This is a genomic window from Brucepastera parasyntrophica (assembly GCF_022376835.1).
In the GTDB taxonomy this organism is placed as follows: Bacteria; Spirochaetota; Spirochaetia; order Treponematales; family Treponemataceae; genus Brucepastera; species Brucepastera parasyntrophica.
Map to the genome: position 1 here is coordinate 182,969 of NZ_CP084606.1, position 26,350 is coordinate 209,318.

The 26,350-nt window shown below is 44.1% G+C and carries 27 protein-coding genes; 24 read left to right on the top strand and 3 right to left on the bottom strand.

Features of this window, described 5'->3' with window-relative positions:
• The first annotated feature begins 192 nt into the window (after positions 1–192).
• From K7I13_RS00845 to K7I13_RS00855, 3 genes are all read left to right on the top strand, one after another.
• A complete protein-coding gene (locus K7I13_RS00845; RefSeq protein ID WP_255947234.1) occupies positions 193–1,842 on the top strand; it encodes a S1 family peptidase in 1,650 nt (549 codons plus the stop codon).
• Positions 1,843–2,748: 906 nt separating this feature from the next.
• Positions 2,749–3,969: a CDP-glycerol glycerophosphotransferase family protein gene (locus tag K7I13_RS00850; protein WP_255947236.1), complete on the top strand. Its 1,221-nt coding sequence runs from the start codon at positions 2,749–2,751 to the stop codon at positions 3,967–3,969.
• Entirely contained in the window at positions 3,966–6,713 is a 2,748-nt protein-coding gene (locus tag K7I13_RS00855; RefSeq protein ID WP_255947238.1) for a membrane protein insertase YidC, read from the top strand. Before K7I13_RS00850 ends, K7I13_RS00855 begins: the two co-directional genes overlap by 4 nt.
• A gap of 61 nt (positions 6,714–6,774) precedes the next feature.
• Here K7I13_RS00855 and K7I13_RS00860 read toward each other — a convergent pair whose 3' ends face one another.
• Positions 6,775–7,986: a hypothetical protein gene (locus K7I13_RS00860; RefSeq protein ID WP_255947240.1), complete on the bottom strand. Its 1,212-nt coding sequence runs from the start codon at positions 7,984–7,986 to the stop codon at positions 6,775–6,777.
• 77 nt (positions 7,987–8,063) lie between these two features.
• Here K7I13_RS00860 and cas2 point away from each other — a divergent pair, with 77 nt between their 5' ends.
• The 16 genes from cas2 to K7I13_RS00940 all read left to right on the top strand — a co-directional run bounded on the left by cas2 (position 8,064) and on the right by K7I13_RS00940 (position 21,820).
• The gene (gene cas2 / locus K7I13_RS00865) at positions 8,064–8,381 is read left to right on the top strand and encodes a CRISPR-associated endonuclease Cas2 (RefSeq protein ID WP_255947242.1); all 318 of its coding nucleotides are present in this window, start codon (positions 8,064–8,066) and stop codon (positions 8,379–8,381) included.
• A gap of 19 nt (positions 8,382–8,400) precedes the next feature.
• A protein-coding gene (prfB, locus tag K7I13_RS00870) for a peptide chain release factor 2 (protein ID WP_255947243.1) occupies positions 8,401–9,532 on the top strand; the annotation gives its coding sequence in 2 pieces (ribosomal slippage) (positions 8,401–8,472 and positions 8,474–9,532; 1,131 coding nt in all).
• A complete protein-coding gene (locus tag K7I13_RS00875; RefSeq protein WP_255947244.1) occupies positions 9,529–9,876 on the top strand; it encodes a hypothetical protein in 348 nt (115 codons plus the stop codon). Before prfB ends, K7I13_RS00875 begins: the two co-directional genes overlap by 4 nt.
• Entirely contained in the window at positions 9,866–10,210 is a 345-nt protein-coding gene (locus K7I13_RS00880) for a hypothetical protein (protein WP_255947245.1), read from the top strand. The genes K7I13_RS00875 and K7I13_RS00880 overlap by 11 nt, the downstream gene beginning before the upstream one ends.
• A gap of 248 nt (positions 10,211–10,458) precedes the next feature.
• Positions 10,459–11,343, top strand: a complete 885-nt coding sequence (locus K7I13_RS00885; RefSeq protein WP_255947246.1) for a DUF8525 domain-containing protein — start codon at positions 10,459–10,461, stop codon at positions 11,341–11,343.
• Positions 11,344–11,456: 113 nt separating this feature from the next.
• Entirely contained in the window at positions 11,457–12,332 is an 876-nt protein-coding gene (gene ftsY, locus K7I13_RS00890) for a signal recognition particle-docking protein FtsY (protein ID WP_255947247.1), read from the top strand.
• Positions 12,333–12,387: 55 nt separating this feature from the next.
• Positions 12,388–12,999, top strand: coding sequence for a hypothetical protein (locus K7I13_RS00895; RefSeq protein ID WP_255947248.1), 612 nt, complete (start codon positions 12,388–12,390; stop codon positions 12,997–12,999).
• Positions 12,996–14,273: an ABC transporter permease gene (locus K7I13_RS00900; RefSeq protein ID WP_255947249.1), complete on the top strand. Its 1,278-nt coding sequence runs from the start codon at positions 12,996–12,998 to the stop codon at positions 14,271–14,273. The genes K7I13_RS00895 and K7I13_RS00900 overlap by 4 nt, the downstream gene beginning before the upstream one ends.
• A complete protein-coding gene (locus K7I13_RS00905) occupies positions 14,266–14,946 on the top strand; it encodes an ABC transporter ATP-binding protein (protein ID WP_255947250.1) in 681 nt (226 codons plus the stop codon). The genes K7I13_RS00900 and K7I13_RS00905 overlap by 8 nt, the downstream gene beginning before the upstream one ends.
• Positions 14,943–16,283 (top strand): ABC transporter permease, encoded by a 1,341-nt coding sequence (locus tag K7I13_RS00910; protein WP_255947252.1) that lies wholly within the window; start codon positions 14,943–14,945, stop codon positions 16,281–16,283. The genes K7I13_RS00905 and K7I13_RS00910 overlap by 4 nt, the downstream gene beginning before the upstream one ends.
• A complete protein-coding gene (locus K7I13_RS00915; RefSeq protein ID WP_255947254.1) occupies positions 16,284–16,778 on the top strand; it encodes a UvrB/UvrC motif-containing protein in 495 nt (164 codons plus the stop codon).
• The gene (locus K7I13_RS00920) at positions 16,775–17,869 is read left to right on the top strand and encodes a hypothetical protein (protein WP_255947255.1); all 1,095 of its coding nucleotides are present in this window, start codon (positions 16,775–16,777) and stop codon (positions 17,867–17,869) included. The genes K7I13_RS00915 and K7I13_RS00920 overlap by 4 nt, the downstream gene beginning before the upstream one ends.
• Positions 17,870–17,872: 3 nt before the next feature.
• On the top strand, positions 17,873–20,410 hold the full coding sequence (locus K7I13_RS00925; protein WP_255947256.1) for an ATP-dependent Clp protease ATP-binding subunit: 2,538 nt from the start codon (positions 17,873–17,875) through the stop codon (positions 20,408–20,410).
• A gap of 110 nt (positions 20,411–20,520) precedes the next feature.
• Positions 20,521–20,934 (top strand): hypothetical protein, encoded by a 414-nt coding sequence (locus K7I13_RS00930; protein ID WP_255947257.1) that lies wholly within the window; start codon positions 20,521–20,523, stop codon positions 20,932–20,934.
• A gap of 143 nt (positions 20,935–21,077) precedes the next feature.
• Positions 21,078–21,299, top strand: a complete 222-nt coding sequence (locus tag K7I13_RS00935; protein WP_255949388.1) for an aminotransferase class I/II-fold pyridoxal phosphate-dependent enzyme — start codon at positions 21,078–21,080, stop codon at positions 21,297–21,299.
• Positions 21,257–21,820 (top strand): hypothetical protein, encoded by a 564-nt coding sequence (locus K7I13_RS00940; protein ID WP_255947258.1) that lies wholly within the window; start codon positions 21,257–21,259, stop codon positions 21,818–21,820. Before K7I13_RS00935 ends, K7I13_RS00940 begins: the two co-directional genes overlap by 43 nt.
• A 135-nt stretch (positions 21,821–21,955) precedes the next feature.
• On the opposite strand, the gene K7I13_RS00945 is transcribed toward K7I13_RS00940, so the two are convergent.
• Complete coding sequence (locus K7I13_RS00945; RefSeq protein WP_255947259.1) at positions 21,956–22,303, bottom strand: helix-turn-helix domain-containing protein; 348 nt, start codon at positions 22,301–22,303, stop codon at positions 21,956–21,958.
• 262 nt (positions 22,304–22,565) lie between these two features.
• On the opposite strand from K7I13_RS00945, the gene K7I13_RS00950 reads away from it, so the two are divergent.
• Entirely contained in the window at positions 22,566–22,919 is a 354-nt protein-coding gene (locus K7I13_RS00950; protein ID WP_255947260.1) for a hypothetical protein, read from the top strand.
• Positions 22,920–23,097: 178 nt separating this feature from the next.
• Positions 23,098–23,355, top strand: coding sequence for a hypothetical protein (locus K7I13_RS00955; RefSeq protein WP_255947261.1), 258 nt, complete (start codon positions 23,098–23,100; stop codon positions 23,353–23,355).
• A gap of 452 nt (positions 23,356–23,807) precedes the next feature.
• Here the strand turns inward: K7I13_RS00955 and K7I13_RS00960 are convergent, their stop codons facing one another.
• Positions 23,808–25,079: a glucose-1-phosphate adenylyltransferase gene (locus K7I13_RS00960; RefSeq protein ID WP_255947262.1), complete on the bottom strand. Its 1,272-nt coding sequence runs from the start codon at positions 25,077–25,079 to the stop codon at positions 23,808–23,810.
• A gap of 175 nt (positions 25,080–25,254) precedes the next feature.
• Between K7I13_RS00960 and K7I13_RS00965 the strand changes: the two genes are divergently transcribed.
• The 3 genes from K7I13_RS00965 to K7I13_RS00975 are packed head-to-tail and all read left to right on the top strand — an operon-like array spanning position 25,255 to position 26,323.
• Entirely contained in the window at positions 25,255–25,674 is a 420-nt protein-coding gene (locus tag K7I13_RS00965; RefSeq protein WP_255947264.1) for a DUF3795 domain-containing protein, read from the top strand.
• Between the two features lie 14 nt (positions 25,675–25,688).
• Positions 25,689–25,940 (top strand): DUF998 domain-containing protein, encoded by a 252-nt coding sequence (locus K7I13_RS00970; protein WP_255947265.1) that lies wholly within the window; start codon positions 25,689–25,691, stop codon positions 25,938–25,940.
• A gap of 23 nt (positions 25,941–25,963) precedes the next feature.
• Entirely contained in the window at positions 25,964–26,323 is a 360-nt protein-coding gene (locus K7I13_RS00975) for a DUF998 domain-containing protein (protein ID WP_255947266.1), read from the top strand.
• Positions 26,324–26,350 lie beyond the last annotated feature (27 nt).

Genomic DNA, 26,350 nt, shown 5'->3' on the forward strand with positions numbered 1-26,350 from the left:
GAGCATCCTTTTAAACAACGGTTATCCGGAAAGCGCTCTGTTCAGCTTGTTTTTTGCGGAAAACCGGAAATAATCCGGCTGGCTCCTGCATCCGTATTTTAAAAATAACAGGAAATAATGAATAAAGATTTTTCTTCGGAAACGGGCGGTATATAATTGTGATTAATGAGAAAGCATTGTATACTGTAGGTTATGAAAAGAAATGTCTCAATTTTATTGTTTCTGGTGGTTTTGGGCAGCGTCCTTGTTCTTTCATGTGCGTCCGCTCCCGCGCAGAATTCCGCGGGGCTTCCGCCAAAGGTTATGGATCTGGTACGGACCGCGGTTTTTGAGGTATTGGTGGAAAAACCGAAAGATGATCCTACCGTATATGAAAAGGAACTTGACTGGAGCGTTATTCCCTATGCTATCAGGTCTGATGAATATTACTCTATTGGAACGGCTTTTGCGATTTCCAAAACCGAGCTTGTAACTGCCTTTCATGTAATAAACCTCGGCAGCGAAAGTCTGGTATTTGACAAGTATTTTATCCGGGATTCCGACGGTAATGTCAGCGAAATTGATACTATTGTCAGCGGATCAAATGAAAGGGATTTTCTTATATTTACCGTTAAAAATAAAACATTCAGTAATTTTTTCAAATTTGAAGAAAAAACTGTTCCTGGAACCGCTGTTTTCAGTATAGGAAACGCTCTTGGCGAGGGGATTATTGTAAGAAACGGGCTTATTCTGGGCACTGTTCCTGAAAATGAATCAGGCCGCTGGCAGCTGTTAAAATCATCCGCTGACGGGAATCCCGGAAATTCCGGCGGACCGCTGGTTACCGAAGACGGAAGGGTGGTCGGCGTGGTAATCGGGCTTCGTGACAATATCCTGTATTCTGTTCCGACTGAAGTCGTTCTGGGGGTTAAGGAAAACACACTTGATTACCGCCAGAGAAATACATACGGGCATCTTATTCTGCCCGATAGCATAACTGAAGTATTTGAGACGGAGGTTCCGCTGCCGGCGGGATATCGGGCGGTCCGGAAAACTCTGGCTGATTCCTATGATAAAGCCTATTCCAATTACATGGAAAAGCTGTTTGCATCTGCGCCGGAATATCTTACCGGGCCCAACAATTTGTATCTGCTGGACGCGACCCTGTATTCGGATTTTCCTGAACTTGATTTTGTCGATAAAAATGACAATCAGTGGACGCTTTCAGATTTGAAAGTATCGAATTATAATCTGCCGGATGACGGAAGGCTTTCGCAGGCAACTGTCTCAGGATTCAATATTATTAAAATTAAAAGTCCAAAGTCTGTCCCGGTATCGAAGATCAACAATGATCCAAAATACATAATGGATCTTATACTGGAAACTATCCGGACGGACCGTACCCTGTGGGGCAATCACAAGTACCGGGTCCTTTCTTTCGGTGACCCCGCATCGGTCGGCGAATACAGGGACAGTCAGGGACGCGACTGGAAAAAGGTCCACTGGGTAATCGGCTTTGATGACAAGGTTCTGCTTATGTATATTCTTCCGCTCCCGAACGGGCCGGCGGTTATTATGAATATCCAGTCTTCTGATCTGATGAAAATCTATCAGTGGGATATCGAGAAATTATGTGACCATACCCATGTTGCCTATGCGGCGACTTTTGATGAATGGGAAGATTTTGTATCCGGTGAAGACGAATCAGTTCCCGATTTTCTGCAGGATTTTACCTTTGACTGGCAGGATACAGCTAAAACTGTCAGCTTCAGTTTTCCGGAACAATCTTTTTCCATAAACTCTGATGTTTTGATTGGACCGGAAATTCCCAGCTGTTTATTGCGCCCGGCTATTCCAGAATAGATGATGCGGTCGTTTTCGGCGTTACTAAAATTAATATTCAGCGTGATATCAGGGGGAGGGATTATGTCGTCTTTTATAAGGTTCTAAGGCCCGATTCCCGGCTCGGTACAAAATCGGCCGAAGACTGGGAAGATATAGTCCGCGCGAAATATCCCTTTGACGGCACACCGGGAATTGCGACAAAGGAAAATACCGGATCGGTCGGCGCGCTTGTTTCCGCGGAAAATCCGCATCCGGATATCCGGTATACGATCTATCTTTCAATGGAAGATCCGAAGACTGAAGAAAGCCTGAGCCGTCGCCTTGAGGCACTGAAGTCCGGAATAAAAATAGAACGATAGCAATCGATATGAATTAAAAAGGATATGCTTTTGGTTGTCACACTACAGCATATCCTTTTTGTAGTATTCCGGACTTTGCCGCATGGATTGCATAACCCGGATGATAATAATACGATGCGCCATCGTATCGTATTATTTCAGACACACGATCCCGGAAAATACCGGGATCGGCTGTAAGAATCAAATCAGGAATCCGAGGCTGCCTGATTTGAAAAATAGAGCATTGGGCGGAGCCTTGCAAAAAAAAACAAACTATGAAAGAATAAAATATCCCGCTGCTCTGCGGTGGGATAACTCGTTCTCCCGTGGAATTGGTCTTAGGTCTAATACCATAGAGCCAGTACAAACTAAAATTTGTATAGACTTTTTATAAAAAACGCCGCAGAGAGGCGGGGTATTAATCCTCTCCACGAATAAATTTATCACTTGAATAGCCTGTGTTTAAATCAACAAAGTGATACCGCATATAATACGTTTTTGTGATTCAAACAGGGAAGCTGCATGAGTAAAAAAGCCAAAAACGCAGATACCATCCGTCTGATTGCCGGAAAAAACCGGAGCATACATGTTTTTATATATTGATCCCGGCACAGGGAGTATGCTCTTTTCCATTCTGATAGGCCTGCTCGCGACACTGTATTTTCTGGCAAGGGCTTTTTTTATAAAGCTCAAATTCCTCATTACAGGAAGGAATACGTCGGCTGTCAAAAAAGAACATTCCATTGTAATTTATAATGAAGGCATCCAGTACTGGAATAACTTTAAGCCTGTACTGGAATCGCTGGAAAGAAAAAAAATTGCGGCTGCCTATCTGACATCAGCTGAAAATGATCCTTTTTTTACTGAATCTTATGAATACATATCAGGGGAATTCATAGGGAAGGGAAACAAGGCTTTTGCGCGGCTTAATTTTCTTGAGGCCGATATATGCCTCATGACAACACCGGGCCTGGAAGTTTATCAGCTGAAGCGCTCGAAAGGCGTCAGACATTACGCTCATATGCTTCATGATACAGGTGATGCCACCTGTTACCGTCTTTTCGGTATAGACTGGTTTGATTCAGTGCTCCTGAGCGGAGACTATCAGGCCGAAGATATCAGGACCCTTGAAAATATCAGGGATACGCCAAAAAAGGAACTGCCGGTTGTGGGCTGTACCTATCTCGATGTACTTGGACAGAAAAAAAAGACATTGCCGCCGATTGAAAGCAAACCATTTACCGTACTTGTTTCTCCGTCGTGGGGTCCCGGTTCGCTGCTTCAGGCATTCGGAGAAAAACTCCTGGATCCTCTTGCGGAGACGGGCTGGCATATTCTGCTCCGTCCTCATCCCCAGTCCCTGACAGCGGAAAAAGATATGATCGACAGACTCAGCCAGAGGTATGACGGATACCGGAATATCGAATGGGATTTTTCACCTGAAAATCTTAATTCCCTGGCCCGGGCCGATGTAATGCTTTCTGATTTTTCCGGCATTATTTTCGACTATACATTTCTTTTTGACAGGCCCGTTTTATACAACAACAGTTTTTTCAATATCGAGATGTATGACGCCAGCGACCTGGACCATATGCCCTGGCGTTTTGAAATTCTGAAAAAACTTGCGCGGGAGCTGGATGAATCCTGCCTTGCAGATATCAAACAGATAATTACAGAAAGCGTCCAGGATTCCGAACGCGCGGATATCCGGAGGCAGGCAAGGGATCAGGCCTGGCAGTATGCAGGGCAGAGCGGTGACAGGGTCACGGAATATCTTCTTGAAATCCGGGAGCGCATTCACTCATGATAGTTTTTGATATAATCATTTATCCGATAAAACTGATTATTGAAATCATTTATATGATTTTCATCTGGGTATTCAATAGTAATGTTGGTATCGCAATCGCCGGTGTAAGTATTACTGTAAATCTGTTTTGTCTTCCGCTGTATACAAAGGCAGAGGCGCTCCAGAAAAAAGAACGGGACATCCAGAGCAAACTCGCTAAGCGGGTAGCCAGCATAAAAAAATGTTTTAAGGGTGACGAGCAGTATATGATTCTTTCAATGTATTACCGGGAGAATCATTACCATCCAATTATGGCCCTGCGGAGTTCAATCAGTATTCTGATTCAGGTTCCTTTTTTTATCGCGGCCTATTCTTTCCTGTCACACCTTGACGGCCTTCAGGGGAAGCCACTGTTTTTTATCAATGATCTGAGTATGCCTGACGCCCTGTTTTCCGTGGGCGGATTTTCAATCAATATTCTTCCGATTCTGATGACAGTGATCAATCTCATAGCAGGTGTTGTATACAGCAGGGGATTCCCGTTCAAAGATAAAATACAGTTATATCTGATGTCTCTGCTTTTTCTGGTTATTCTGTATAATTCACCGTCAGCCCTTGTTCTGTACTGGACACTCAATAATATTTTTTCACTGGTAAAAAATATACTGATGAAATTGAAAAATCCCGGAAAGATTGTTTATATTCTGGGCTGCACGCTTCTTGCTGTTTTTATGATTTATGTACTTTTTATAAGGTATAACGCGCCGAAGCGGGCGCTGAGAAATAAAACGCTCGCGGTACTTGTATTCTTTCTGTATGCCGGGATTCCGCTTTATATACGTTTTGCAAAATATATTGCGAAAAAATGGTTTTCTTCCGTCACTGATAATAAAACATTCCGGACTGTTTTTTTTCTTTCATGCGCGGGATTATGGATACTGCTCGGTATGGTGATTCCCTTTAATCTGGTTGCATCAGACCCGCAGGAATTTGCGCTGATCAGTTCTTCCGGTTCTCCTTTTTCCCTGCTTGTGAATCCTGCTTTTCAGGCCCTGGGATTATGCGTATTCTGGCCTGTATATTTGTATTTTCTGTTTTCAGGCAGGGCAAAAAAGATTATGGGGATTCTGTTTCCGGCGCTTGCTTTTTGCGCCTTTCTGAATTTTTTCTTTTTCCAGGGAAATTACGGAACCATATCTTCTATGCTGGAATTCAAGAATACCAGGAGTTTAAATACCGGTATCGCGCCGCAGCTGATAAATATCGGAGTCTGTTTTGCTGTTTTTGTACTTGTTTTTCTGAGTATTAAAACAGGAAAAATAAAGCCGCTGCCCGTACTGCTTGCCCTGTGCATCGCGAGTTCGGCAGTACTGATAGGTTCAAAAACAATACATATCAATTCTGTTCTGAAGACAACACCCGCGGAACAGACAGCTTCCGGAAAAAGCAGAGATCCCGATAGCCTTGAGACTGTCTTTACATTAAGCCGGAACGGAAATAATGTTTTTGTAATTATGCTGGACGGAGCCGTCGGCTCATATTTTCCTCTTTTTCTGGAGAAAAACCCTGAATACCGTGACGCTTTTGACGGCTTCACCTATTACCCGAATACAGCTTCTTTTTTTCATAACACGATTTTCGGAACTCCTCCTATATGGGGCGGCTATGAATACTCCCCGTATGAATTAAACAAAAGAAATACCGAAAAAATGGTGGACAAACATAATGAAGCCCTTCTGGTTTTGCCTGAACTATTCATGCGGAATGATTATTCCATTATGCTGACGAATATGCCTCTTGTGAATTATACGTGGATAATGGATCCTGATTTTTTTATTGCAAGGGGAATGCAGGCTAAAAACATTATGGGTTCTTATACATCCTATTATGCCCGGAATGTTCTTGGCGTATCCGAATATGTTCAGGATATACAGACTGAAGACGCGCTGCAGCGGAACCTGCTTGTGTTTTCCGTACTGCTAACCTCTCCATTCAGTCTGAGGGATTTTATTTATCAGGACGGAAAATACTGGAGTTCAGAAGATTTTTCCGAAGGAAAAAATGTTCCCGTCAAAACGCTTGACAGTTATGCTGCACTGTATTATCTGCCGGAAATTACCGGATTTTCGGACAGCGGAGATACCTTTACCATGATGGTAAACGAACTGACCCATGAACCCGCGTTTCTCCAGTATCCCGGATACACTGTTGAAGAGGAAACAACTGATAAAGGCCCGGACTTTTTCAGCAATACCCGCTCATTTAAATCATACCATGTAAATACTGCCTCATATATCCTGCTTGTAAAATGGTTTGATTATCTGCGTGAAAACAATGTCTGGGACAATACCCGGATTATTATTGTATCGGATCATGGTGAAACCCAGATAACGAATCCCCATTTTTCATCATTTCAGAACAACCATGTTCTCCCGTATAATCCGATACTTCTTTTTAAGGACTTCGCGGGAAAAGGGGAAATTACAGAAGATAACACCTTTATGACTAATGGTGATGTGCCGCTGCTCGCTGTAAGCGATCTGTTTTCTGATCCGGTCAATCCTTTTACCGGAAAGGATTTGAAAGCCGAGAAAAACAGCGGGATTTATCTGTTCACTGAAGGATATTCCAATCCCTCATATTATCAGGGCGCAACATGCCTTGAACCGAATTCGAAATTCTATCATCTGCAGGATTCTATTTTTGAAAGGGAAAACTGGAAAGAAGTGCTCTACCGGGATTTCAGGGACAAAATAACAGAATAAAAAATCTCCGGCGATTAACCGGAGATATGAAATAAGCCGGACCAAGAGGACCGGTATCCCCTTATTTTACTGTTATGACTATCTGCTCAAGGGTATACTGAATCCACTCCCTTGACTGATTATAGTACTGATCCTGCGCGAGCAGGAATTCCAGAAGCGCTTCACGGTACTTCCCTGAAAAATAATATGCTTCACCCAGATAAAAGTGGACGCGGGCGGTTGCGGCGGCAGAACGGCGTATTGACATAAACTCGTTCAGATCCGTCATAGCCTTGTCCCATAAACCATCCGGAAAGGTTGCGTCAATAATTCCCTTTAAAAGAAATTCCTCGCCGCTGCCCGAAGCATTTTTATCGGATGCAAAAATATAGGGTATCATGGGGGCCGATTTCCTGGCCGGTGTATTTTTTGTCAGGTTCTGGATCATCTTTTCCGTTCCGGCCGGGAATGTGGCGGCGCCATAGTCAATGGCACCGCTCGGGTTCAGCCAGGGAAGGGGCATCGGCCTGAGTACGGGAAGAACGTTCCTTTGTACACGCGCAAAAGAAGCCGGTACTTCCACCGTATATCTGCTGGTATTCTGGTCCGGTATAAACTGAACGGAACCTGCGCTCAGATCATCCTCATCCAGAATTGCGTAATAATAAGGGACCCCGGGCACAGGATAGTCAATATAGGGTGTTCCGGTGTCCTTAAAGGACGAGATTACAATTGCCGGAACCAGACTGTTAATTCCGGTAAAGGCTGAGGTTGAACGGTACAGAACAAGGTTTTTTCCCTTGGGCGAGCTGGTCCATGTAATTATTACCGCGTCGTTCCGCAGCATGACATTAAATGCTGAAATAGCGGCCTTTTCCGCCTGATCCGTACCGCTTTCCGCTGTTACCGCTACAAGCATCGAATTGCTGGCCGGCAGAAAAAAATCATAAAATACGCCTTCCGAATCCCTGGTCAGAACAGCGTAATAGTATTCTTTGCCGAATTCGATGCTTTCATAAAAAGTCGTCATTGATGTCGGGACGGAACCTCTCCTGTCGGTTGCAGTATAATTTGCCGCCGTTATGGGCCGGTTTGACCGTAAAATGATATTCTCCCCATGTATGTCGGGGGCGGCTTTCCATGTCAGAGTGACCGAGTCACCTGAAACAACAGCGTGAAGCTCGGATACAATCGGGGGAGGCGGAACTGTCCGCTCATTATCTTCGGTCTCCTGGGCCATAACGGCTCCGGTAAGCAGAAAAAGCAGAAAAAGCATGGAAAATGGTTTTTTCATGAAAAAAATCCCCTATATTCTATTTTGTCAGTTAATTGATGATTTGACAAGATAATTTCTTTCCCTTATGCTAAGATATGTTTGTTTCAGTAGTTTTGGACCCCGGAAACGAAGGGTCTGCCCGCGAATTGGCTGAAGTCCTCGCTGCTTATGGCTTTGAAAAGGTTCAGCGCGCATGCTGGGAGTCATCTTTAATATCGGAACAAATTCTCGCAAAGGTTAAGAATGATATTGACCGTGTGACCGATTATTATGATTCAATACGGATTTACCAGTTTCCCATTGACGGAGCCTTTGCCGTTACCGTGCTTTCACAGAAAAAATGGAAGCGTATAGTTATAAAGCCGCCTGTGCCTCGGCCGGCCGGCAGAAAACCGGGTCAGGCCGGAAAATAAGTGCCGGGAGGATACTTTTATGATACTTGAAGAATACAAAACACCGATAACCGATCTTAAAAACGCGGTTTCCGAAATTTGGGGGCGTCTTTGACCCGGCTGCGGTAAAAGAAAAAATAGCTGAAAAAGAAGAATTTTCAGCTTCTCCCGGGTTTTGGAATGATACAAAAAAGGCTGAAAAAGTTATGTCGGAAATCAAGGCTCTGAAAAATACTATTGAGCCCTGGGAATCATTAATGAAGCAGATTGAAGACATGGAAGCTTTGTATGAACTTGCCGAAGAATCAAAGGATGAGTCTCTTGTAGGAGAAATTGATACTGCCTTAAGTGAAATTCAGGAAAAATATGAAAAACTGAATATCCTGAATCTTCTTTCGGATGAGGTAGATAAAAACGGCTCCTTTATTACTATTCACGCCGGAGCGGGCGGAACAGAGGCCTGCGACTGGGCCCAGATGCTTTCGCGGATGTATGTACGCTGGGCCGAACGGCACGGATTTAAAGTTGAAACAGTTGATATGCTCGAAGCCGAAGGCGGCATAAAATCCGTAACCCATCAGATCACGGGAGATTACGCCTTCGGATATCTGAAAGGGGAAGCCGGCGTTCACCGGCTTGTCAGAATCAGCCCCTTTGATTCAAATGCCAGGCGTCATACGTCATTTACTTCCGTTTTTGTTTTCCCCATTCTGGATGATTCCATAGAAATAGATATACGTCCGGAGGACCTGCGGGTCGATACATACCGTTCCGGCGGCGCGGGCGGTCAGCATGTTAATAAAACCGATTCTGCCGTCCGGTTTACCCATTTGCCCACCGGTATAGTTGTGGCCTGCCAGACTGAACGAAGCCAGATTATGAACAGGCAGACCGCCATGAGTATTCTGAAGGCTCGCCTGTACGAATACTACCGGGAGAAAAAAGAGCAGGAAAACCAGAAATTTGCGGCGGAAAAAAAGGACATTTCCTGGGGAAACCAGATCCGTTCCTATGTATTTCAGCCCTATACTATGGTTAAGGATCACCGGACCCGTCATGAAACAGGCAATATTCAGGCTGTAATGGATGGAGATATTGATCCGTTTATTGAGGCATACCTGAATAATAAGTGGCAGGGAGCAGTTATGGATAAGGATGACGCGGATTTATGATAGCGGTTATGTGCAGATCGGCCCTTATGGTTTATGAGTTGAGAACGTTATTAGCCGAAAGGAATTACTGTGTTCTTGCCGGCACCGACGGAATGGAGAACCATGCGGAATGGCTTGCTTCCCGCCTGAAAAATACCTTTATCACTCATGTCTTGTATGAACCGTACTTTTTTACCGATCCTGCCCGATTCCGTATCCTGAGTCCGGAAACAATGTTTATAATTATGTCATCACCGGGAGAAGAAAGGCAGACACAGAAAGCCTTTGCCTGCGGCGCCGGCGCGGTAATTCATAAGCCCCTTGTTTCTGATGAACTGTTTGAGGTGTTGAATTTTGCAGAATAAGACCTTTGCAGGAAAAAAATATATTTCCCTTTTTGCGTTCATTCTGTTTATCAGTTTTAATGTATTTGCGGCGGATGAAGCCTCATGGGTTATCGCTGCCGAACAGTTTTCCGAGCAAAATGTCCCGTCCGTGTATAAAAGTTATACAACTCTCATTCCCCTGATGATTATGCAGAATCTGTCCGGTATCCAGTCAAGGCTGGTTCCTGCGTTTGAGCAACATGCGCAGGAAATGCAGGACCTGGCTGACAAACGCGTACGGCTTGTCAGAGAACGTTCTGATATTATTCAGAACAACGATAAACTTTTTTTTCAACGGATTCCAATATTGTAAAACAGCAGACTAAAAAACAAAACCAGAAAAAACTTGCTGATAAGGAAAAGGAAATCAGGCAGGCTGATATTCAGTTTAAAAAAAAGCTGGACGAAATTCCGGACTCGAAAATTATACTTCCGCTGCAAAAATGGAAATCAGGAACGGAATTATTCAAACGGACCGAAAATACAACCCTTTCCCGTAATTTGATATCAAACGGAATTTCCGCCCTGATAACCGGTCACATCGAAGATATAGCCGGCTATATGTATGTTACGGTTCAGATTATACCGGCTTTTGGGGAGGACCTCCCTTATGAAATTTATGAAGTCGCGCCCTATGATGAAGTTGAACTTCTGGTTAATTCACTGATCAGGCAGCTGGTACCTGAAATTTCAAACCGCAATCCTGTTCAGCTCCATCTGTCTGTCCAGCCGGAAGATGCCAGGGTCTTTATTGATGGGGTTCTCATTTCCGATATTTCGGAACCCCTGACTGTTTTTTCAGGACAGCATACCATAAGTGTTTCCGCAACCGGCTACCAGAGCGCGACAAAAACGGCTGTTTTTGATGGTTCTGATAATTTTTCAATTTCCATTGAACTCGAGAAAACCGAACTGGTTGTCCTCGAAGTTGATACCGGCAGTTCTTCCGCTTCTCTCTATATTCATACTGAATATTTCGGACAAACCCCTGAAACTGTAACGCTGCCTTCTCTGCCTACAATAGGCCAGCTTGTTTCAAAAGAGGTGGTTACTTATTTTGTTTTTAATCCGGATAAAATAAAAAATAACGATACTGCTGAAGGCGATGAAGTTTTTATGTCCGTAAAACCGAATAAAATTCAAACAGAACAGCGGATTGAAAAACAGCGGAATGTATTATACTGGTCGCTGGGGCTTTTGTATTTGTCACTGCCGCCCGCAATGCTTGTGAACGGTATATGGAATGACAAATACAGGGCCTATGAATTAGGGCGGCTGCCCCAGACTGATGATGTTATCAATAATATTAACGCATGGAATGTTGCGTCTATTGCAACCATAGGAGTCAGCGTAGGACTCGGGGTCAATCTTATAATCCAGCTTACCAGATATTTAATTGCGGCTGACCAGACCGTACCAAAGGTCCCGAAGGCCGAAAGACAATAATGAGGTATATAGTCAAATAACTTAAATTATTTGACTATTTCCGATTGCAAGTATTTCTGATATAAGGAATTAATCAATTCTCTATATCAGAAACTTAAATTAAAGGTGTATATATGGCAAAAAAAACGTTTGCTGAAAATCTGAAAGCGCTGTTTGGTTTTCATAAACAGCTGAACAATGAGTTTTTTGATGATATTACGGACAGTCTTATAGAAGGGGATATCGGCGCAAGAACAGCCGTTGAAATTGTAGACGAACTGAAAAAAAGCTATAAAAGCAATGAGTCCGAAGATCAGATAATAGATAACCTTATAGCGCTGCTTGCCCCTATGGTAAAAGAAATTTCATTTGACCCTCCTGATACTAAGGTCTCTGTTTACCTTCTCCTCGGTGTAAACGGAGTGGGGAAGACTACTTCCGCTGCAAAAATGGGGGTATGGTATAAAACCAGGATGCGGCAGCCTGTCATTCTGGCCGCCGCAGATACCTTCCGGGCTGCGGCGATTGAACAGCTACAATTGCATGGTGAACGTACCGGAGTCAGGGTTATTGCCCACCAGCATGGTTCCGATCCGGGAGCCGTTGTTTTTGACGCTGCCCAGGCGGCGTCCGCGCAGGGAGGCGGTCTGGTCATTGCCGATACCGCGGGCAGGCTGCATAATAAGGACAATCTTGTCCGCGAGCTTCAGAAAATTGACAGAATAGCATCTTCAAAAGCTGATACGGATTGTTATAAAAAAATTCTCGTGCTGGATGCTACTACAGGTCAAAACGGACTCAGGCAGGCTGAGGTTTTCCATGAAGCAATAGGAGTTGACGGCATTATTCTCACAAAATATGATTCTTCAGCCCGGGGAGGCATCGCGATTTCAATAGGAAAAACGCTTGGAATTCCGATGGCCTTTGTAGGTACCGGAGAAAAGTATACCGATTTTGATGTCTTTAATACTGAAACCTATCTCACCGAATTTACCGGAAAAAAGGAATAATGAAAAAACAGCCGGTATTTTTTTATACCTCTTTTTTTCTCTCGCAAACTGTTTTATGCAAACCGGCGATGCTGAAATTATACCAGAAGTGGTAAATGAGCCGGAAGCTGCGGTCCCGGAAGAACCCATAAATCCTGTTTTTTCACGAATTGGCAGTGACGGGGTTGTAATCGCCCAGGAAAAGGTCTGGTATCTTGAAGAGTTCGATAGTCTGGGCAGGCCCATTGCAGGAACGTACTGGGAAAACGGCTCGATTGTCCGGCATATAAGCTGGGAGTATGAGGGAGAAGACCAGCAGGCTGAAACCAAAACTGAAAAAACAAATGCCGGTGAAATAAAAACTGCATATGATTTTTCCGGGAAAACGCTTTTTGTTATTGAAACAAACACAAAAGGAGATATAATTAAAAAAACTTCGTATGAATACGCCGGTAATCATTTGCCGGCAAAAACAGTAGTAGAAGACGAAAATGAAACAATTACAACACTTACGAAGTATAATGATGATGACAGCGTCAGTGAAAAGTGGATATATCGAAATGATGAACTGGTTATTTCCTATTTTTATAAGAATGAAGATGACTGGACTGAAACAATATATTTAAATAATGCGCCAATACTGATAGTCGAGTATGAAAATGGTATACGGAAAAAAGGTACAAGATGAATAAAGAGCGGGCATGGATTTTTTTTATTGCCGGCCGTTTCGGTTCTGTGGATACAAAGGGCCGTTCGGCAATAACGAGTTTATTTTCGGTACTCGGAATAGCATTCGGAATTACTGCCCTGATTGTTATCCTTTCCGTAATGAACGGATTCCAGATGGGATATATAGAAAGTATTCTCGAAGTGAGTTCCTCCCATGTTTTACTGGAGGGCAGTATTGAAGATTTTGAAGAAATCAGAAATCTGCCCGAAGTCCGTTCACTTACCGTTTTTACAGAGAATCAGACCCTGATGCAGGGAAAATACCGCAAACAGGCGGGAGTATTACTGAGGGCTGTCTCCCCGGATATATTAAAAGAAGATCCGGGCTTTGCAGACGCCGTAAAAATAGTTTCAGGGTCTTTTAATCTGACTAATCCTGAATCCATATTGCTCGGATATGAGCTGGCAAGGCAGCTCGCAGTCTCAGTCGGGGACCGGGTTTCGCTTGTGGCAGTATCCGGCGATGCGTCGACAGATCTGTTTCCCGAGGACGCCTATTATACGGTCGCCGGGCTTTTTTACACCGGTTATTATGAAATTGATAATTCTTTTGCATATATTTCGGACGCCGCTGGCGAGATGCTATCCGGACACATGGAACACAAACTTGCCGGCGTAAAACTGAAAAACAGGAACCGTGACGGGCGCTTTCTCCTTCACCTGCAGCAGGCCTTTCCTGATGTTCAGGCTGAATCATGGCGTTCGTACAACAGGGCCTTTTTCGGCGCCCTGCAGATAGAAAAAAATGTGATGCTGCTTTTGGTTGTACTGATATTTGTGGTTGTAACTGTTAATATATATAACAGCATGAGACGGGCCATTTATGAGCGCAGGGAAGAAATCAGTGTGCTTACAGCTCTTGGCGGAGCGCCCCGCAGTATCCAGTATATTTTTATAATAAACGGCCTTGCGATAGGTTTGCTCGGAGGTCTCCTCGGTCTTTTAACCGGTTTATTAATCTCGGTCAGAATCAATGATGTTTTTATTCTCGCGGAAACTGTAGTCAATGGCATAAATACCTTTTTTTCCGCTCTTTTTTATTCGGACAGCGGCGGGATGTTTACGCTGTTCAGCCCCGATTATTTTTATATGCAGGAAGTACCCGCGAGGATTCTGCTGCCCGAAGTCGTTTTTGTTTTTCTCTTCGGCGTCCTTTCCGCCGCCATTGCCGCATGGTCTGCGAGCAGAGCTATACTGAAACTGAAACCTGCGGAGGTGCTGCGTTATGAATAATCCTGTTCTTGTATTGAATTCAGTCAGCAAGTATTTTGAAAATGCGGGTGAAACCCTGAAAATACTGGATGATCTTAATCTGGAAGTATTCCAGTCGACAAAAAACATGATATACGGTGAATCAGGCTGCGGTAAAAGCACCCTTCTTAATATTATTGGCGGACTGGATACCCCGACATCGGGAACCATAAAAGCCGGCAAATACCAGATAGAGCAGATGGATGAAACGGCGTTGACTCAGTACCGGAGCGTTTTTCTGGGGCTGGTCTTTCAGTTCCATTATCTTCTCAAGGATTTTACGGCCCTGGAAAATGTCATGCTTCCGGCCTATATGACGGGAATGAAAAAAAAGCAGGCGGTGGAACGGGCAAAAACCCTGCTTCAGGATGTAAAACTAGAAAACCGGATGAACCATTATCCGGCCCAGATGTCAGGCGGAGAGCGACAGCGTGTTGCGGTTGCGCGTGCGCTGGTTAACAATCCCGCGCTTGTCCTGGCTGATGAACCGACAGGAAATCTTGACCCGTCAAACGCCGAAACTGTACGTGATATACTGTTTTCCGTTGTTTCACAGTATAATAACACTTTAATTCTGGTTACGCATGACCAGGGAATATCCTCCTATGCCGATAACTGTTACCGACTGCAGCAGGGAAAACTGATATTACAATGAAACTGCAGATATCATTAAAACTTGCATTCAATTTTCTCGGCCTCGGAAAGAAAAAGTCGGTTTCAAATGCCAGAAAAAGCCTGTATGGGGCCATAGCCGGAATAGGAATAAGTCTTGTCCCTCTTATAATTGTACTTGTTGTTGCGAACGGTATGATTGAAGGAATTTCAGCGCGTATTATTGAACTATCTTCTTCACATCTGAGGGTTGTTATGTATCCTGATCCTTCGGAAACGGCTGACGAATTACAGAAAACAACCCGGGATATCTCTGAAAACGATATTTCCGGGACTATAACCGGAGCCTGGCCTGAAAGGCAGGGGATCGGACTTGTTATAGGAAAAAACGGCCGGAGCGGAGGTACCATTCGGGCCGTAGAGACCGATTTTATAAGCGGAAACCCCAAGGTATCCGGCCTGTTGCTGACAGTAGCCGGTACCCCGGTATTTGAAAATCCCAATGACGCTTTTCTCGGAGAAAAAATAGCTTCCGATCTTGGCATAGAAGTAGGGGACACCTTCAGAATTGTGACCATGAGAAACGGTTCAAACGGTACTGTTGTACCCCGTTTTACTACATTCAGACTGAAGGCAATAGTTTCTTCAGGTTATCAGGAACTTGATTCTTTATGGGTTTTTATTCCCTTTGAAACCGGATACCGGATACTTCCGGCTGATAATTCATCCACATTCATTAATATAAGCACAAATAATGCCTTTGCGGACCTTAATCCGCTCCGCAATTCGCTTGTCCTGTCCGTGCCAAAAGCCCAGGTTGTTTATACCTGGAGAGAACTGAACCGTTCGCAGTTTCATTCATTTTCAACGACAAAAACACTCCTTCTTTTTATCATGTTTTTAATTGTTTTTGTTGCCTCTGTAAATATTTCCGCGGCCCTTATCATGCTTGTCATGGAACGAAGGAAGGAAATAGCAATCCTGAAAAGTATGGGGGCTTCTCCCGGATCAATAACATTCGCGTTTTTGCTTGCGGGTTTTTTTACTGGCCTTGGAGGGCTTCTTGCCGGGATACCGGTTGGAGTCTTCTGTGCAATACATATTAACGGAATTTTCCAGATTATTGAAAAAATAATCAATTTTATCAGTAATTTTATAAATATTTTGTTGACCCCGGCAAATCAAGGCGTTATGCTGAAAAATATGGAAATTCACTTGCTTGATCCGGCGTTTTATCTTGAGGAAATACCGGTAACGCTGCAATTGAATGAATTATTTTTGATTTCGGCGGGAACCTTGCTGCTGTCTGTTTTCGTTTCAATAATTCCGGCTTACCGCGCAGGGCAGGAGAAACCGCTGGAAACATTCAGGAAATTTTAAATGAAATGTGATATTTGCAGAACACGGCCGGCTGTGATGTTTGTCCAGCAGGTTTCAAAAGGCTCGACAATTGAGCTGCATTTGTGTGATGTATGTGCAAAAGAAAGAGGATTCACCCAGCAAAACGGACACAGCGATCTGTCCCTGAGTAATCTTTTTTCGAATATATTAAATAAAAAAGACGCGCAGATAAATACCGGACAGGACGTTTGCCCCGACTGCTGCTTCAGCTTTTCCGATATAAAGAAATTCAGAAAAGCGGGCTGTTCTTCCTGTTACAGTTTTTTCAGAACCGAAATAATCAGCCTTTTGCGGGGAGAAGGAATAGAAATCTCGTATACCGGCCCCCTGCCGGAAAAAACAAAAAAGGTTTATACCAGGCATAATAATCCGAATAATCTGAAAAAAGAACTGGCAAAGGCCATACAGCAGGAAGATTATGAAATGGCCGCCTATTTCAGGGACAGACTGAAAAGCCTCGGAGTTGAGCCATGAACGGTTCCGCCCCGCCCACGGACGCCTGGTATACTGAAGAAGGCCCTGATAATGATGTAGTTCTTTCCACCCGTATACGGTTTGCGCGCAATCTTGAAAGTTTCGCATTCCCCATTGCGCTCAAGGCTGATGAAGCTGAAAATGTACTTTCAGTTGTGTTTGATGTGGTAAATAATCTGCAGAATTCGGATCAATATCAGCTGATTCAGCTTTCAAATGTTGACACCCTTGGGCGGAGAATCCTTTCCGAAAGAGGCATAATTAACACTGAAATCGGCGCCGAATACTGGAAGGGCGTTATAATACGGAACGACAGTATATTGTCCATGACAGTCAATATCGAAGACCATATCCGTTTTGCGGCGGTTTCCGCCGGTCTGGCGGTACCATTCTGCATAAGAACGGCCCTTGATTTTGAAAATGAATTGCAGAAAAACCTTCAATTCAGCTCGGCCGAAGGTTTTGGTTATTTAACTTCAGCGCTTTCCGGAGTCGGAAGCGGCATGAAAACCTCGGTTTTTCTCAGCCTGCAGGGATTGCATATAAGCGGATTTATTGACAGAGTTATCCGTGAATATCTGGCGCAGGGCTTTATAATTCATGGCTATTACGGGGAAAAACAGGACGAATCCCTCGGCTCCCTGTACCAGTTTTGCAACTCTTCCTGCGCGTCCGGAGATATTGATTCCCAGCTTGCGGAAATTGAAGAAGCAATCAAAAAAATTGTGGCTCTTGAACGTGAAAGCCGGAATGAGCTTTTAGCAGTCAAACCAACCATTTTGGAAGATATTTCTTACCGCGCAATTGTAACCGCGAAGTATGCTCGGTTTTTATCATTACAGGAGTCAATAGAATTGCTCCAGGATATAAAGTTAGGTCTCAGTCTCGGTTTAATTACCGGTGTAACTCATAGCGCACTCACAGCATTACTGTTCAGGATAAGGAACGGACATATCAGTTTTGTAATCCAGAATAAAAGTATTATGTTAGAAGAAGATATTCAAACAGATGAATTGCGCATGAATCGGTTGCGTGCTATGGTTATACAGGAAGTACTGAAAAATGCCGATATATGCGAAAGGAGAAAATAGATAGTGTTTAAAGGACTTTCACAGCGCGCACAAAAGCTGTTAACAATACTGAGTCAGGAAGAAGCCGCCCGTTCAGGTTCCGATGAACTCCTTCCGGAACATGTCCTGCTTGCTCTGATAAAGTCTGCTGACGGGACCGGTTTTACCGTTCTGCAAAAGTTAAAAGTTAATATTGTTTCCCTCCAGCTCCAGCTTGAACAGAGCATAAAACCCCGCCTTGGGACCACCATTATTGGTGAAATTCCCCCGTCACGGCGTCTCAGAAGTATGCTGGATATAGCTTCAATTGAAGCCCGTACCCTGCGTCATGATTATATAGGAACCGAACATATTCTGCTTGCCTGTATCCGGGAAAACCAGAGTATTACAAGTAATTTTTTCACCCAGGAGCAGATAACAATTGACGAAATACGTCATGTTATTCAGGATATAACGGTTTCGAGGGATATAGCGTCCGCAGCAAGACCCAAAAAGAACTCATCTGAGGGCCAGTCCGGAATCAGGGGTGCGAGTCTTTTGCAGGAATTCAGCAGAGACCTGACCGCAATGAGCAGGGAAGGTCTGCTTGATCCGGTCATAGGACGGAAAAAAGAAATAAACCGGGTAATCCAGATATTATCCAGACGAAATAAAAACAATCCGGTGTTAATCGGTGAACCAGGCGTAGGCAAAACGGCAATTGTCGAAGGGCTTGCCGAACGCATTATCGCCGAGCATGTTCCCGGGAATCTCGTGGGCAAACGGCTTCTTGTGCTTGATCTGGCCTCAGTAATCGCGGGAACAAAATACCGCGGAGAATTTGAAGAACGCCTCAAACGGATAATGAAGGAAATTGCCGAAGCCAGTGATATTATCCTCTTTATCGATGAGCTTCATACATTGATAGGCGCGGGCGGTGCGGAAGGCGCAATAGACGCTTCAAATATGCTCAAACCGGCGCTCGCAAGGGGCGATTTGCAGTGTATCGGAGCCACAACCCTCAGTGAATACCGCAAATATCTTGAAAAGGACGCTGCCCTCGAACGGCGTTTCCAGACCGTTCTGGTACAGGAAACCGATCCCGAGCAGACCCATGCAATACTCGAAGGCATTAAGGGCGGGTATGAAACCCATCATCACGTTTCATATACCGAAGAAAGCCTGAAAACGATTGTGGATTTGTCCAACCGGTATCTGACCGACAGATTTTTTCCTGATAAGGCAATAGATGTCCTTGATGAAGCCGGTGCGATGAAAAAAATCGAAACCGATATCCGTCCGGCCGAGCTGATTACGCTGGAAACGCGTATAGCTGAACTCAGCGATGAGAAAAAAGAACTTGTCAGGACCCAGAATTATGAGCGGGCGGCCCTTGTAAGGGATGAAGTCCGGCGGCTCCGGCAGGAAGTTGATGAAATCAGGAAAAAATGGCAAAACCCCGAACAGGTTCCTTATGCGACGGTTACCGCCAATGACATTTGTTCGGTTATTTCAGTTATGACCGGCATTCCGGTTACATCCCTGAGCGAGTCCGAGTCGATCAGACTGATGAATCTTGAAAAGGAACTGCATAAAACGGTCGTTGGCCAGGATGACGCCATAAAAACGGTTTCAGGCGCAATACGAAGGGCGAGGGCAGGAATTTCCTCGACCCGCAGACCCCTCGGTTCCTTTATTTTTCTCGGACCGACCGGCGTCGGTAAAACCCTGCTTGCGAAAACCCTTGCAAACTTCCTTTTTGGCAAGGAAGAGTCTCTTGTGAGAATCGATATGAGCGACTATATGGAGAAGCATAACGCTTCCCGGCTTGTAGGGGCTCCCCCGGGATATATCGGGTTCGAGGAAGGCGGTGTCTTAACGGAAAAGATCCGCAGAAATCCCTATTCGGTTATTCTGCTTGATGAAATAGAAAAGGCCCATCCCGATGTTTTCAATCTGCTGCTGCAGGTCCTTGAAGAAGGCGAACTGAAGGATAACCTTGGCCATACGGTCAATTTCAGGAATACGGTTATTATAATGACCAGTAACGCCGGGGTCCGGATGATTTCGAGCGGAAACAAACTTGGTTTTAATACCGGTGAAGACGGGGTGCTGGATTACCAGCATATACGCACCAATGCCCTCAGTGAACTCAGGCGGATTTTCAGCCCGGAATTTATTAACCGCGTTGATGATATTGTGGTATTCAACGCCCTTAACAAGGACGAAATTTCCTCAATTCTCGACATCCAGTTTTCCGAACTTGAAAGCCGTTTGCAGGAGCAGAATATTACAGTCTCGCTTCGTCCGAAGGCGCGCGACTATCTGATCAGGAACGGTTATGAGCCTGAATTCGGCGCGCGACCCATGAGGCGGCTGATACAGCACGAAATTGAAGACCCCATGTCAGTCTGCATTATTTCCGGCAAACTGTCGCCCGGTGACGCAGTAAAAGTGGATCTTAAAAATGATAAACTGGTTCTGAGGATCAAAAAGGCCCCGCCTATTCCCGTAAATCCGGTTCAGGAAGATGAAAGAAACGAGTCGGCGCTAATTCACTGTTCAGACCAGGATATGCAATAAAATACCCCGCTGTTCTGCAGCGGAGTAGTAACCCTTGCCGCGAATAAAAACGGCATTTTATTAAGCCGGTACTTTGCATAAAGTACCGGCTTAATGTTATACTCAATTATATGAAATTGTCTTCATTCGGAAAAAAACTTACCAGCGATTCCGGTATCCTGCAGTTAATGGATGATCTTGGAAGGCCGCTTCCTGCCGGCGTAACTCCCTACATGCTGGGAGGCGGAAACCCCGCGCGCATTACTGAAGTTGAAAGTGCATACAGACGCGAAATGGAAAAGCTCCTTTCCGACAGGGATGCCTTTGAAGACGCAATAAGCAAATATGACGCTCCTCAGGGAAGAATATCATTTATCGACGCTCTTGTGCATTTTTTCCGCACTGAATACGGGTGGGATATTCACCGTGAAAATATTGCAATAACAAACGGAAGCCAGACCGCTTTTTTTATCTTTTTAATCTTTTTTCCGGAGAATATCCCGAGCGCAGAACCATACTCTTTCCGCTTGTACCCGAATATATAGGTTATGCCGATCAGGGGATATGCACGGACACCTTTGTTACGCTTCCTGCCAGAGTTGAACATGAGGGGTCTCATTCGTTTAAATATTACCTTGATCTGCCCCTTGTCTCTGAATATCTGTCCCTGCATCCGGAAGTAGGCGCGATCTGCGTTTCCCGGCCGACAAACCCGACCGGAAATGTTCTTACAGACGCTGAAATCCGCGAGCTTTCCGCTCTTGCCGGAAAATATGATATACCATTGCTGATTGACAATGCCTACGGCATGCCTTTCCCGAATATTATTTTTCCGGAAACATCACCGGGAAACACATTCGCTCCGTATTGGGACCGGCATATCATTCTTTCAATGAGTCTCTCAAAATAGGTCTGCCGTCGCTGAGGACAGGTATACTGCTTGCTGATAAAAAGATTATTTCCGCTGTTTCCGCGCTCAATTCCATAGCTGCGCTCGCCTCTGGTTCTCTCGGCCAGGTTCTCGCTGAAGACCTGATCAGACATGGTGAGCTGAAAACCCTGGCGGATACGGTTGTCCGTCCGTTTTACCGGGAAAAAGCACTCAGGGCCCAGAACTGGGTGCATGAATTCTGGGAAGGCAAAAATTACAGGCTCCACCGCTGCGAAGGGTCGCTTTTTTTATGGCTGTACCTTCCCGACCTTGCCGTGTCGGCCAGGGAGTTATACGCTGAACTTAAAAAAAGAGGCGTTGTAGTTGTCCCCGGCGAATACTTCTTTTATGGCCGCGAGACAGGGGACGATATTGAAGTGTCATGGAAAAAGCATCCCCACAGAGAAAAATGTCTGCGCCTGAATTACAGCGGCCAGGAGGAAAGTGTCCGCGAGGGACTAAGACTGATAGCCGAGATCAGCTCGAAGCACTGCCTTTAGTGGGGCAGGATTTTGACGCTATAAAAGCGGGACCGACAGCCTGTTTCCCTTTGTTTGTCCAAATATCGTTTCCACATACGATTTAGAGCGTTTTTGTTTCTTGCTCGTTCACGGTTTTTATGCTGTTCTTTTGTGCTATTCTTCAAATTCTTCTGTCAAATATGCTTGAAAATATTCATATACCTGTTTGAGGGATGTAGAAAAAGCTTGAATAACCTCATCATTATACTTTGAAAGTAATCCTGAAACGACAGGAGGTGGAGTATCTGCCGGTTTGAATAGTTCATACGGTTCGATGTTTAGAATATATGCGAATTTGACCATACTCGCAGGGGAAATCCACCGTTTTCCGTTTTCAACATCACAGAGAAAATTCACTGAAATACCAAGTTTTTCAGCGAGCTGGGCTTGCGTCCATTGGCGATAAGTCCGGTAGCGCTTTATATTAGTTCGGACTATCGTCCTCAGTTCGTCTTCTGTCATATACCACCCTTTTTAAGGAATATTTTATTATACTTTTAGCTTGACACACTTGACAAACTTCAAGTAGCGTGGTAATATTTTCTCTAGTTGCGTGATGTAGAAAATCATGGAAAATTTCCTTAAAAGGGTTTTACTTCGTAGTTTTGTGTCAAAATTTCCTGTAACAAAAAAATGTATCATTTTTGATACAGTACACGGCCTGTATAGGTTGGAAAATAAACTAATGAAGTAAGGCTCAAGGCTATACTTTGAGGAGTGTCTGATGAAAGTCAGAGTTTTTGTTTTACTTTTGGTTATGATGCTGTGCATGGTATTACCGGCCGTATCAGTTTTTGCTCAATCGCGTGGTGGTTCACAAGGAAATGCAGATTATCGCAGTGGACAAGTAACAGATCGGGAAAGCCAGAGACTTCGTGATGAAGCAAGAGCAAAGGAAGCGGCAGAGAAAAGGCAGAAAGAAGCTGAAGCAAAGGCCAAAGCAGATGAAGCCAGAAAACAAAGAGAGGAAGAGGCCGCCGCAGCAAAAGCAAAAGCCGAAGAAGAAAAAAGAGAAGCTGAAAGGAAAAGACAAGAACAACAAATTTTGGATCAATCCATTTTTATATGGACCAATTAAGACTTTAAAGACCTACTATCAAAATTCAAAGAGAAAGGAGATGAAAAATTGAACTCGCAACATTCAATGGCCAGTGAGGTCGAAAAGGAGTTTTTATGGAAAAAAACAAAAAATTGCAGCGATCTTAGTTGTAGTACTTGGATCATTGTTTGGATTAACCTTTACAGGTTGTGAATCATTGGGTGATTTTGCGACCGGATATTCAGCAGGCTATAGTGCAACTTCTGAGACAGGTTTAACCTATTATTTTTACAATAATTCCTCAGTGACGGTTTATTTCGAAGCGCCGGGCGGGTATTCAGGATCACTTGCTCCAGGCCGAAGCGGACATCAACAATTGAACCGCGATATAAATATTTACAATATTACTTATTCACCTGCTGATTCTGTAGATGTTTCAATCTCTGGAACTTCGGTTAGATTTACGGATAAGTAAAATGATTGAATCTGGTGTTACTACTTCACAACTGAGGAAAAAGCTGATTATTGTTTTATTGCTCCTTGGAATATTATTTTCAAGTTGCATAAAAACAAATAAACCATCATGTTCTTGTGGCATATCAGATAATTCTAACCATAACAGCACAAGTTGTGGCAGATGTTCTCAATTATCAACTCATCTAAATGAGTAAAAAAAGAGAGGAGGAGAAGATAAATGAAAAAGATTTTGTTCTTGCTTGTTGTATTAATTGGACTAATGTTAATTGGGTGTTCAGACTATAGTTCTCCCGGATGCTCCAGATCATCCGGTTGTGATGCAATTATATACTGCGGAGAAGCTGGCTGTGCTGGATATTGGGGCGGAAGATGTGATTGCGATTAGGAAAATACTTTAATCATTGTAAAGGAAGCGCTGATTAAACTCCGATGACTTAATCAGCGCTTCCTTTATATGACAGTCCCGTCAGGGACACAGGCATTTTTTGTGATAACATAAATACCGTCAACAACATGGTAAAAGCCGTAATCACCGTCAGCGGGAACCGTACCCATTCCGATTGAAACATTTTTCCCGATCCGCGCGTTTTTGTCGATAATTGTGTTTTTTATTGAAGTATTTTCACCTATGCCTATATCAGGAATTACCTTGTTAAGGTTTTCCTTTCTTTCCGCCCCGGTTTCATACCAGTCCGCGCCCATACAGATTACACCATCAAGAGAAACACCCTGTCTGATAATTGAACGTATTCCGACAATAGACCGTTTGATCGTAGAATTGTTTATAATGCAGCCTTCACTGGTATTCGCCTGGTCAATGGTTGCCATGTTTATCTTTGAAGGCGGCAGGTTCCGGTTATGGGTGTATATGGGATTATTTTCATCGTAAAAACTGAAATTCGGTTTTAACTCGGTCAGGTTCAGGGTCGCCTCATAAAAACTCCTGATGGTCCCTATATCCTCCCAATAGCCGTTATACACATAGGTCTTCACGAGATATTTTTTTATTGCGTCAGGAATGACTTCCTTTCCGAAATCAGTAAAGGTATTATTAAGGGAATCTTCCATAACCTGGGCGTCAAAAATATAAATTCCCATTGAAGCAAGATAGTCTTTTCCGTCGCCGGCCGGAGTAGTGCGTGTCTCGGGCGGAATTTTCCAGTCATCAATATTTTTTTCAGGGCCCGGCTTTTCAAGGAATTCTGTAATATTTTCATTCTTGTCTGATTTGAGAATACCGAGGCCCGACGCTTCCTGCCTGGTTACCGAGGTGCAGGCAATGGTTATTTCCGCTCCGGATTCCTTATGCTTGTTAAGGAAGTCCGCGAGATTCATCTGGTATAACTGGTCCCCGGACAGAATAATATAATGGGTAGGTTTTTGTGTTTTAAAATGCATGAAATTCTTTCTCACCGCATCGGCGGTCCCTTCATACCAGCCCGAATGGTCAAAGGTCTGTTCTGCCGCGAGAATTTCAACAAAGCCGCGGGAAAATGAATCGAAATTATACGCCCTTGCTATATGCAGATGCAGCGACGCAGAGTTGAACTGGGTTAAAACATATATCTGATTGAATCCTGAATTTATGCAATTAGAAATCGGAATATCCACAATACGGTGCTTCCCTCCGAAGGGTACGGCAGGCTTTGACCGTTCCTTTGTTAGGGGATATAAACGTGTTCCCTTTCCGCCGCCGAGAATAATTGATAATATGTTGGACATTCCTGACTCCTCTTCTGATATTATACTCCCGTTTCAGTTCGGCTGGCAATAAAAACTTATCTGAATCAAAATTCCGGTTTCATTTACAAACAGCTGTTGTTAGGAATTCATAAGCCGGTAGTCAAAATATATGATATACTTAAGGACAGTCTTTCAGGAAAGGATGTCTTTAAGTATGAAAATGCCTGAAAAAATCGGGACTGAAATGTTTGCTCCGTGCGGTGTCAATTGTCAGGCCTGCTACGCACATCTGAGAACAAAAGACAACTGCGGAGGCTGTCTTGTTTCTGGCGCGAAAAAACGGGGGAGCTGTTCTTCCTGTATACGAAAAAACTGCGCTGCTGAAAAAGGCATTACATACTGTTATGAATGTGACGATTTTCCCTGCAGGAAAATAAAAAGTCTTGATAAGTCATACCGTCTGCGCTATGGAATCAGTCTTATTGATAACGGTTTTACAGCAAGAGAAAAAACTATCGGAGAATTCCTGAAGCAGGACCGTGAGTATTTTCTGTGCAAAGAATGCGGAGGCATTATCTGTGAGCATAACGGAACCTGCAGTGAATGCGGTATAAAAAAAGAAGAAGGCCAATAAAACCGGAGAGCGGAATGGCGGACAGCAGAAAAACTATATTCAGGACCATAAGTCTATTCGGCGTCTTAGCTGTCATCAGCTATTTTCTTCATATCTTTCTGGGCAGATTCTTTTATGACGGCTATAATCCTCTTGCTCAGGCAGTCAGCGATCTGACTGCAGACAATTCACCGTCAAAAAAAATTGCCGTAATATTTTCGGCGATATACGGTTTTTGCGCCACTATTTTTTCCGCAGGGTTCTGTATCTATTTCAGAAAAAAATAAACGCTCTCTTTGATACAGCTTCAATGATATTCTTTATTATGCACTTTCTTTCCTTTACAGGATACGCGCTCTTCCCGCTGTCTGAAGCGGGGAGTCCGGAAAGTTTCCGGGATATCATGCATCTCGCGGTCACCTCGGCGGTTATTTTTCTTACGATTATTTCCCTCACCCTGTTTTCAATAGCTGCTTTCCGGTCAGAAAAAATAACCTGGCTGGGAATTGTATCAGCTGGTACTCTTGCCGTGCTGGTTCTGGGAGCCCTGCTTATCCAGTTATTACCTGCGTCCCTGTTCGGTCTTGCCGAAAGAATTACTGTTTATTCGGTTGTACTTTATACGGGTATGCTATCCTTGTGGATGTTTGCGGATTCCGGCGGAAAATAAAACAGCGTCGTTTCATTTTCAAAACTG

Coding starts and splice junctions, on each gene's coding strand:
- K7I13_RS00900 (WP_255947249.1), top strand. CDS start 12,996: ATGAATAAAGAGCGGGCATGGATTTTTTTTATTGCCGGCCGTTTCGGT.
- K7I13_RS00855 (WP_255947238.1), top strand. CDS start 3,966: ATGATAGTTTTTGATATAATCATTTATCCGATAAAACTGATTATTGAA.
- K7I13_RS00960 (WP_255947262.1), bottom strand. CDS start 25,079: ATGTCCAACATATTATCAATTATTCTCGGCGGCGGAAAGGGAACACGT.
- K7I13_RS00845 (WP_255947234.1), top strand. CDS start 193: ATGAAAAGAAATGTCTCAATTTTATTGTTTCTGGTGGTTTTGGGCAGC.
- ftsY (WP_255947247.1), top strand. CDS start 11,457: ATGGCAAAAAAAACGTTTGCTGAAAATCTGAAAGCGCTGTTTGGTTTT.
- K7I13_RS00920 (WP_255947255.1), top strand. CDS start 16,775: ATGAACGGTTCCGCCCCGCCCACGGACGCCTGGTATACTGAAGAAGGC.
- K7I13_RS00895 (WP_255947248.1), top strand. CDS start 12,388: ATGCAAACCGGCGATGCTGAAATTATACCAGAAGTGGTAAATGAGCCG.
- K7I13_RS00850 (WP_255947236.1), top strand. CDS start 2,749: ATGTTTTTATATATTGATCCCGGCACAGGGAGTATGCTCTTTTCCATT.
- K7I13_RS00930 (WP_255947257.1), top strand. CDS start 20,521: ATGAAATTGTCTTCATTCGGAAAAAAACTTACCAGCGATTCCGGTATC.
- K7I13_RS00965 (WP_255947264.1), top strand. CDS start 25,255: ATGAAAATGCCTGAAAAAATCGGGACTGAAATGTTTGCTCCGTGCGGT.
- K7I13_RS00905 (WP_255947250.1), top strand. CDS start 14,266: ATGAATAATCCTGTTCTTGTATTGAATTCAGTCAGCAAGTATTTTGAA.
- K7I13_RS00950 (WP_255947260.1), top strand. CDS start 22,566: ATGAAAGTCAGAGTTTTTGTTTTACTTTTGGTTATGATGCTGTGCATG.
- K7I13_RS00915 (WP_255947254.1), top strand. CDS start 16,284: ATGAAATGTGATATTTGCAGAACACGGCCGGCTGTGATGTTTGTCCAG.
- cas2 (WP_255947242.1), top strand. CDS start 8,064: ATGTTTGTTTCAGTAGTTTTGGACCCCGGAAACGAAGGGTCTGCCCGC.
- K7I13_RS00945 (WP_255947259.1), bottom strand. CDS start 22,303: ATGACAGAAGACGAACTGAGGACGATAGTCCGAACTAATATAAAGCGC.
- K7I13_RS00970 (WP_255947265.1), top strand. CDS start 25,689: ATGGCGGACAGCAGAAAAACTATATTCAGGACCATAAGTCTATTCGGC.
- K7I13_RS00860 (WP_255947240.1), bottom strand. CDS start 7,986: ATGAAAAAACCATTTTCCATGCTTTTTCTGCTTTTTCTGCTTACCGGA.
- K7I13_RS00975 (WP_255947266.1), top strand. CDS start 25,964: ATGATATTCTTTATTATGCACTTTCTTTCCTTTACAGGATACGCGCTC.
- K7I13_RS00885 (WP_255947246.1), top strand. CDS start 10,459: ATGTATGTTACGGTTCAGATTATACCGGCTTTTGGGGAGGACCTCCCT.
- K7I13_RS00875 (WP_255947244.1), top strand. CDS start 9,529: ATGATAGCGGTTATGTGCAGATCGGCCCTTATGGTTTATGAGTTGAGA.
- K7I13_RS00910 (WP_255947252.1), top strand. CDS start 14,943: ATGAAACTGCAGATATCATTAAAACTTGCATTCAATTTTCTCGGCCTC.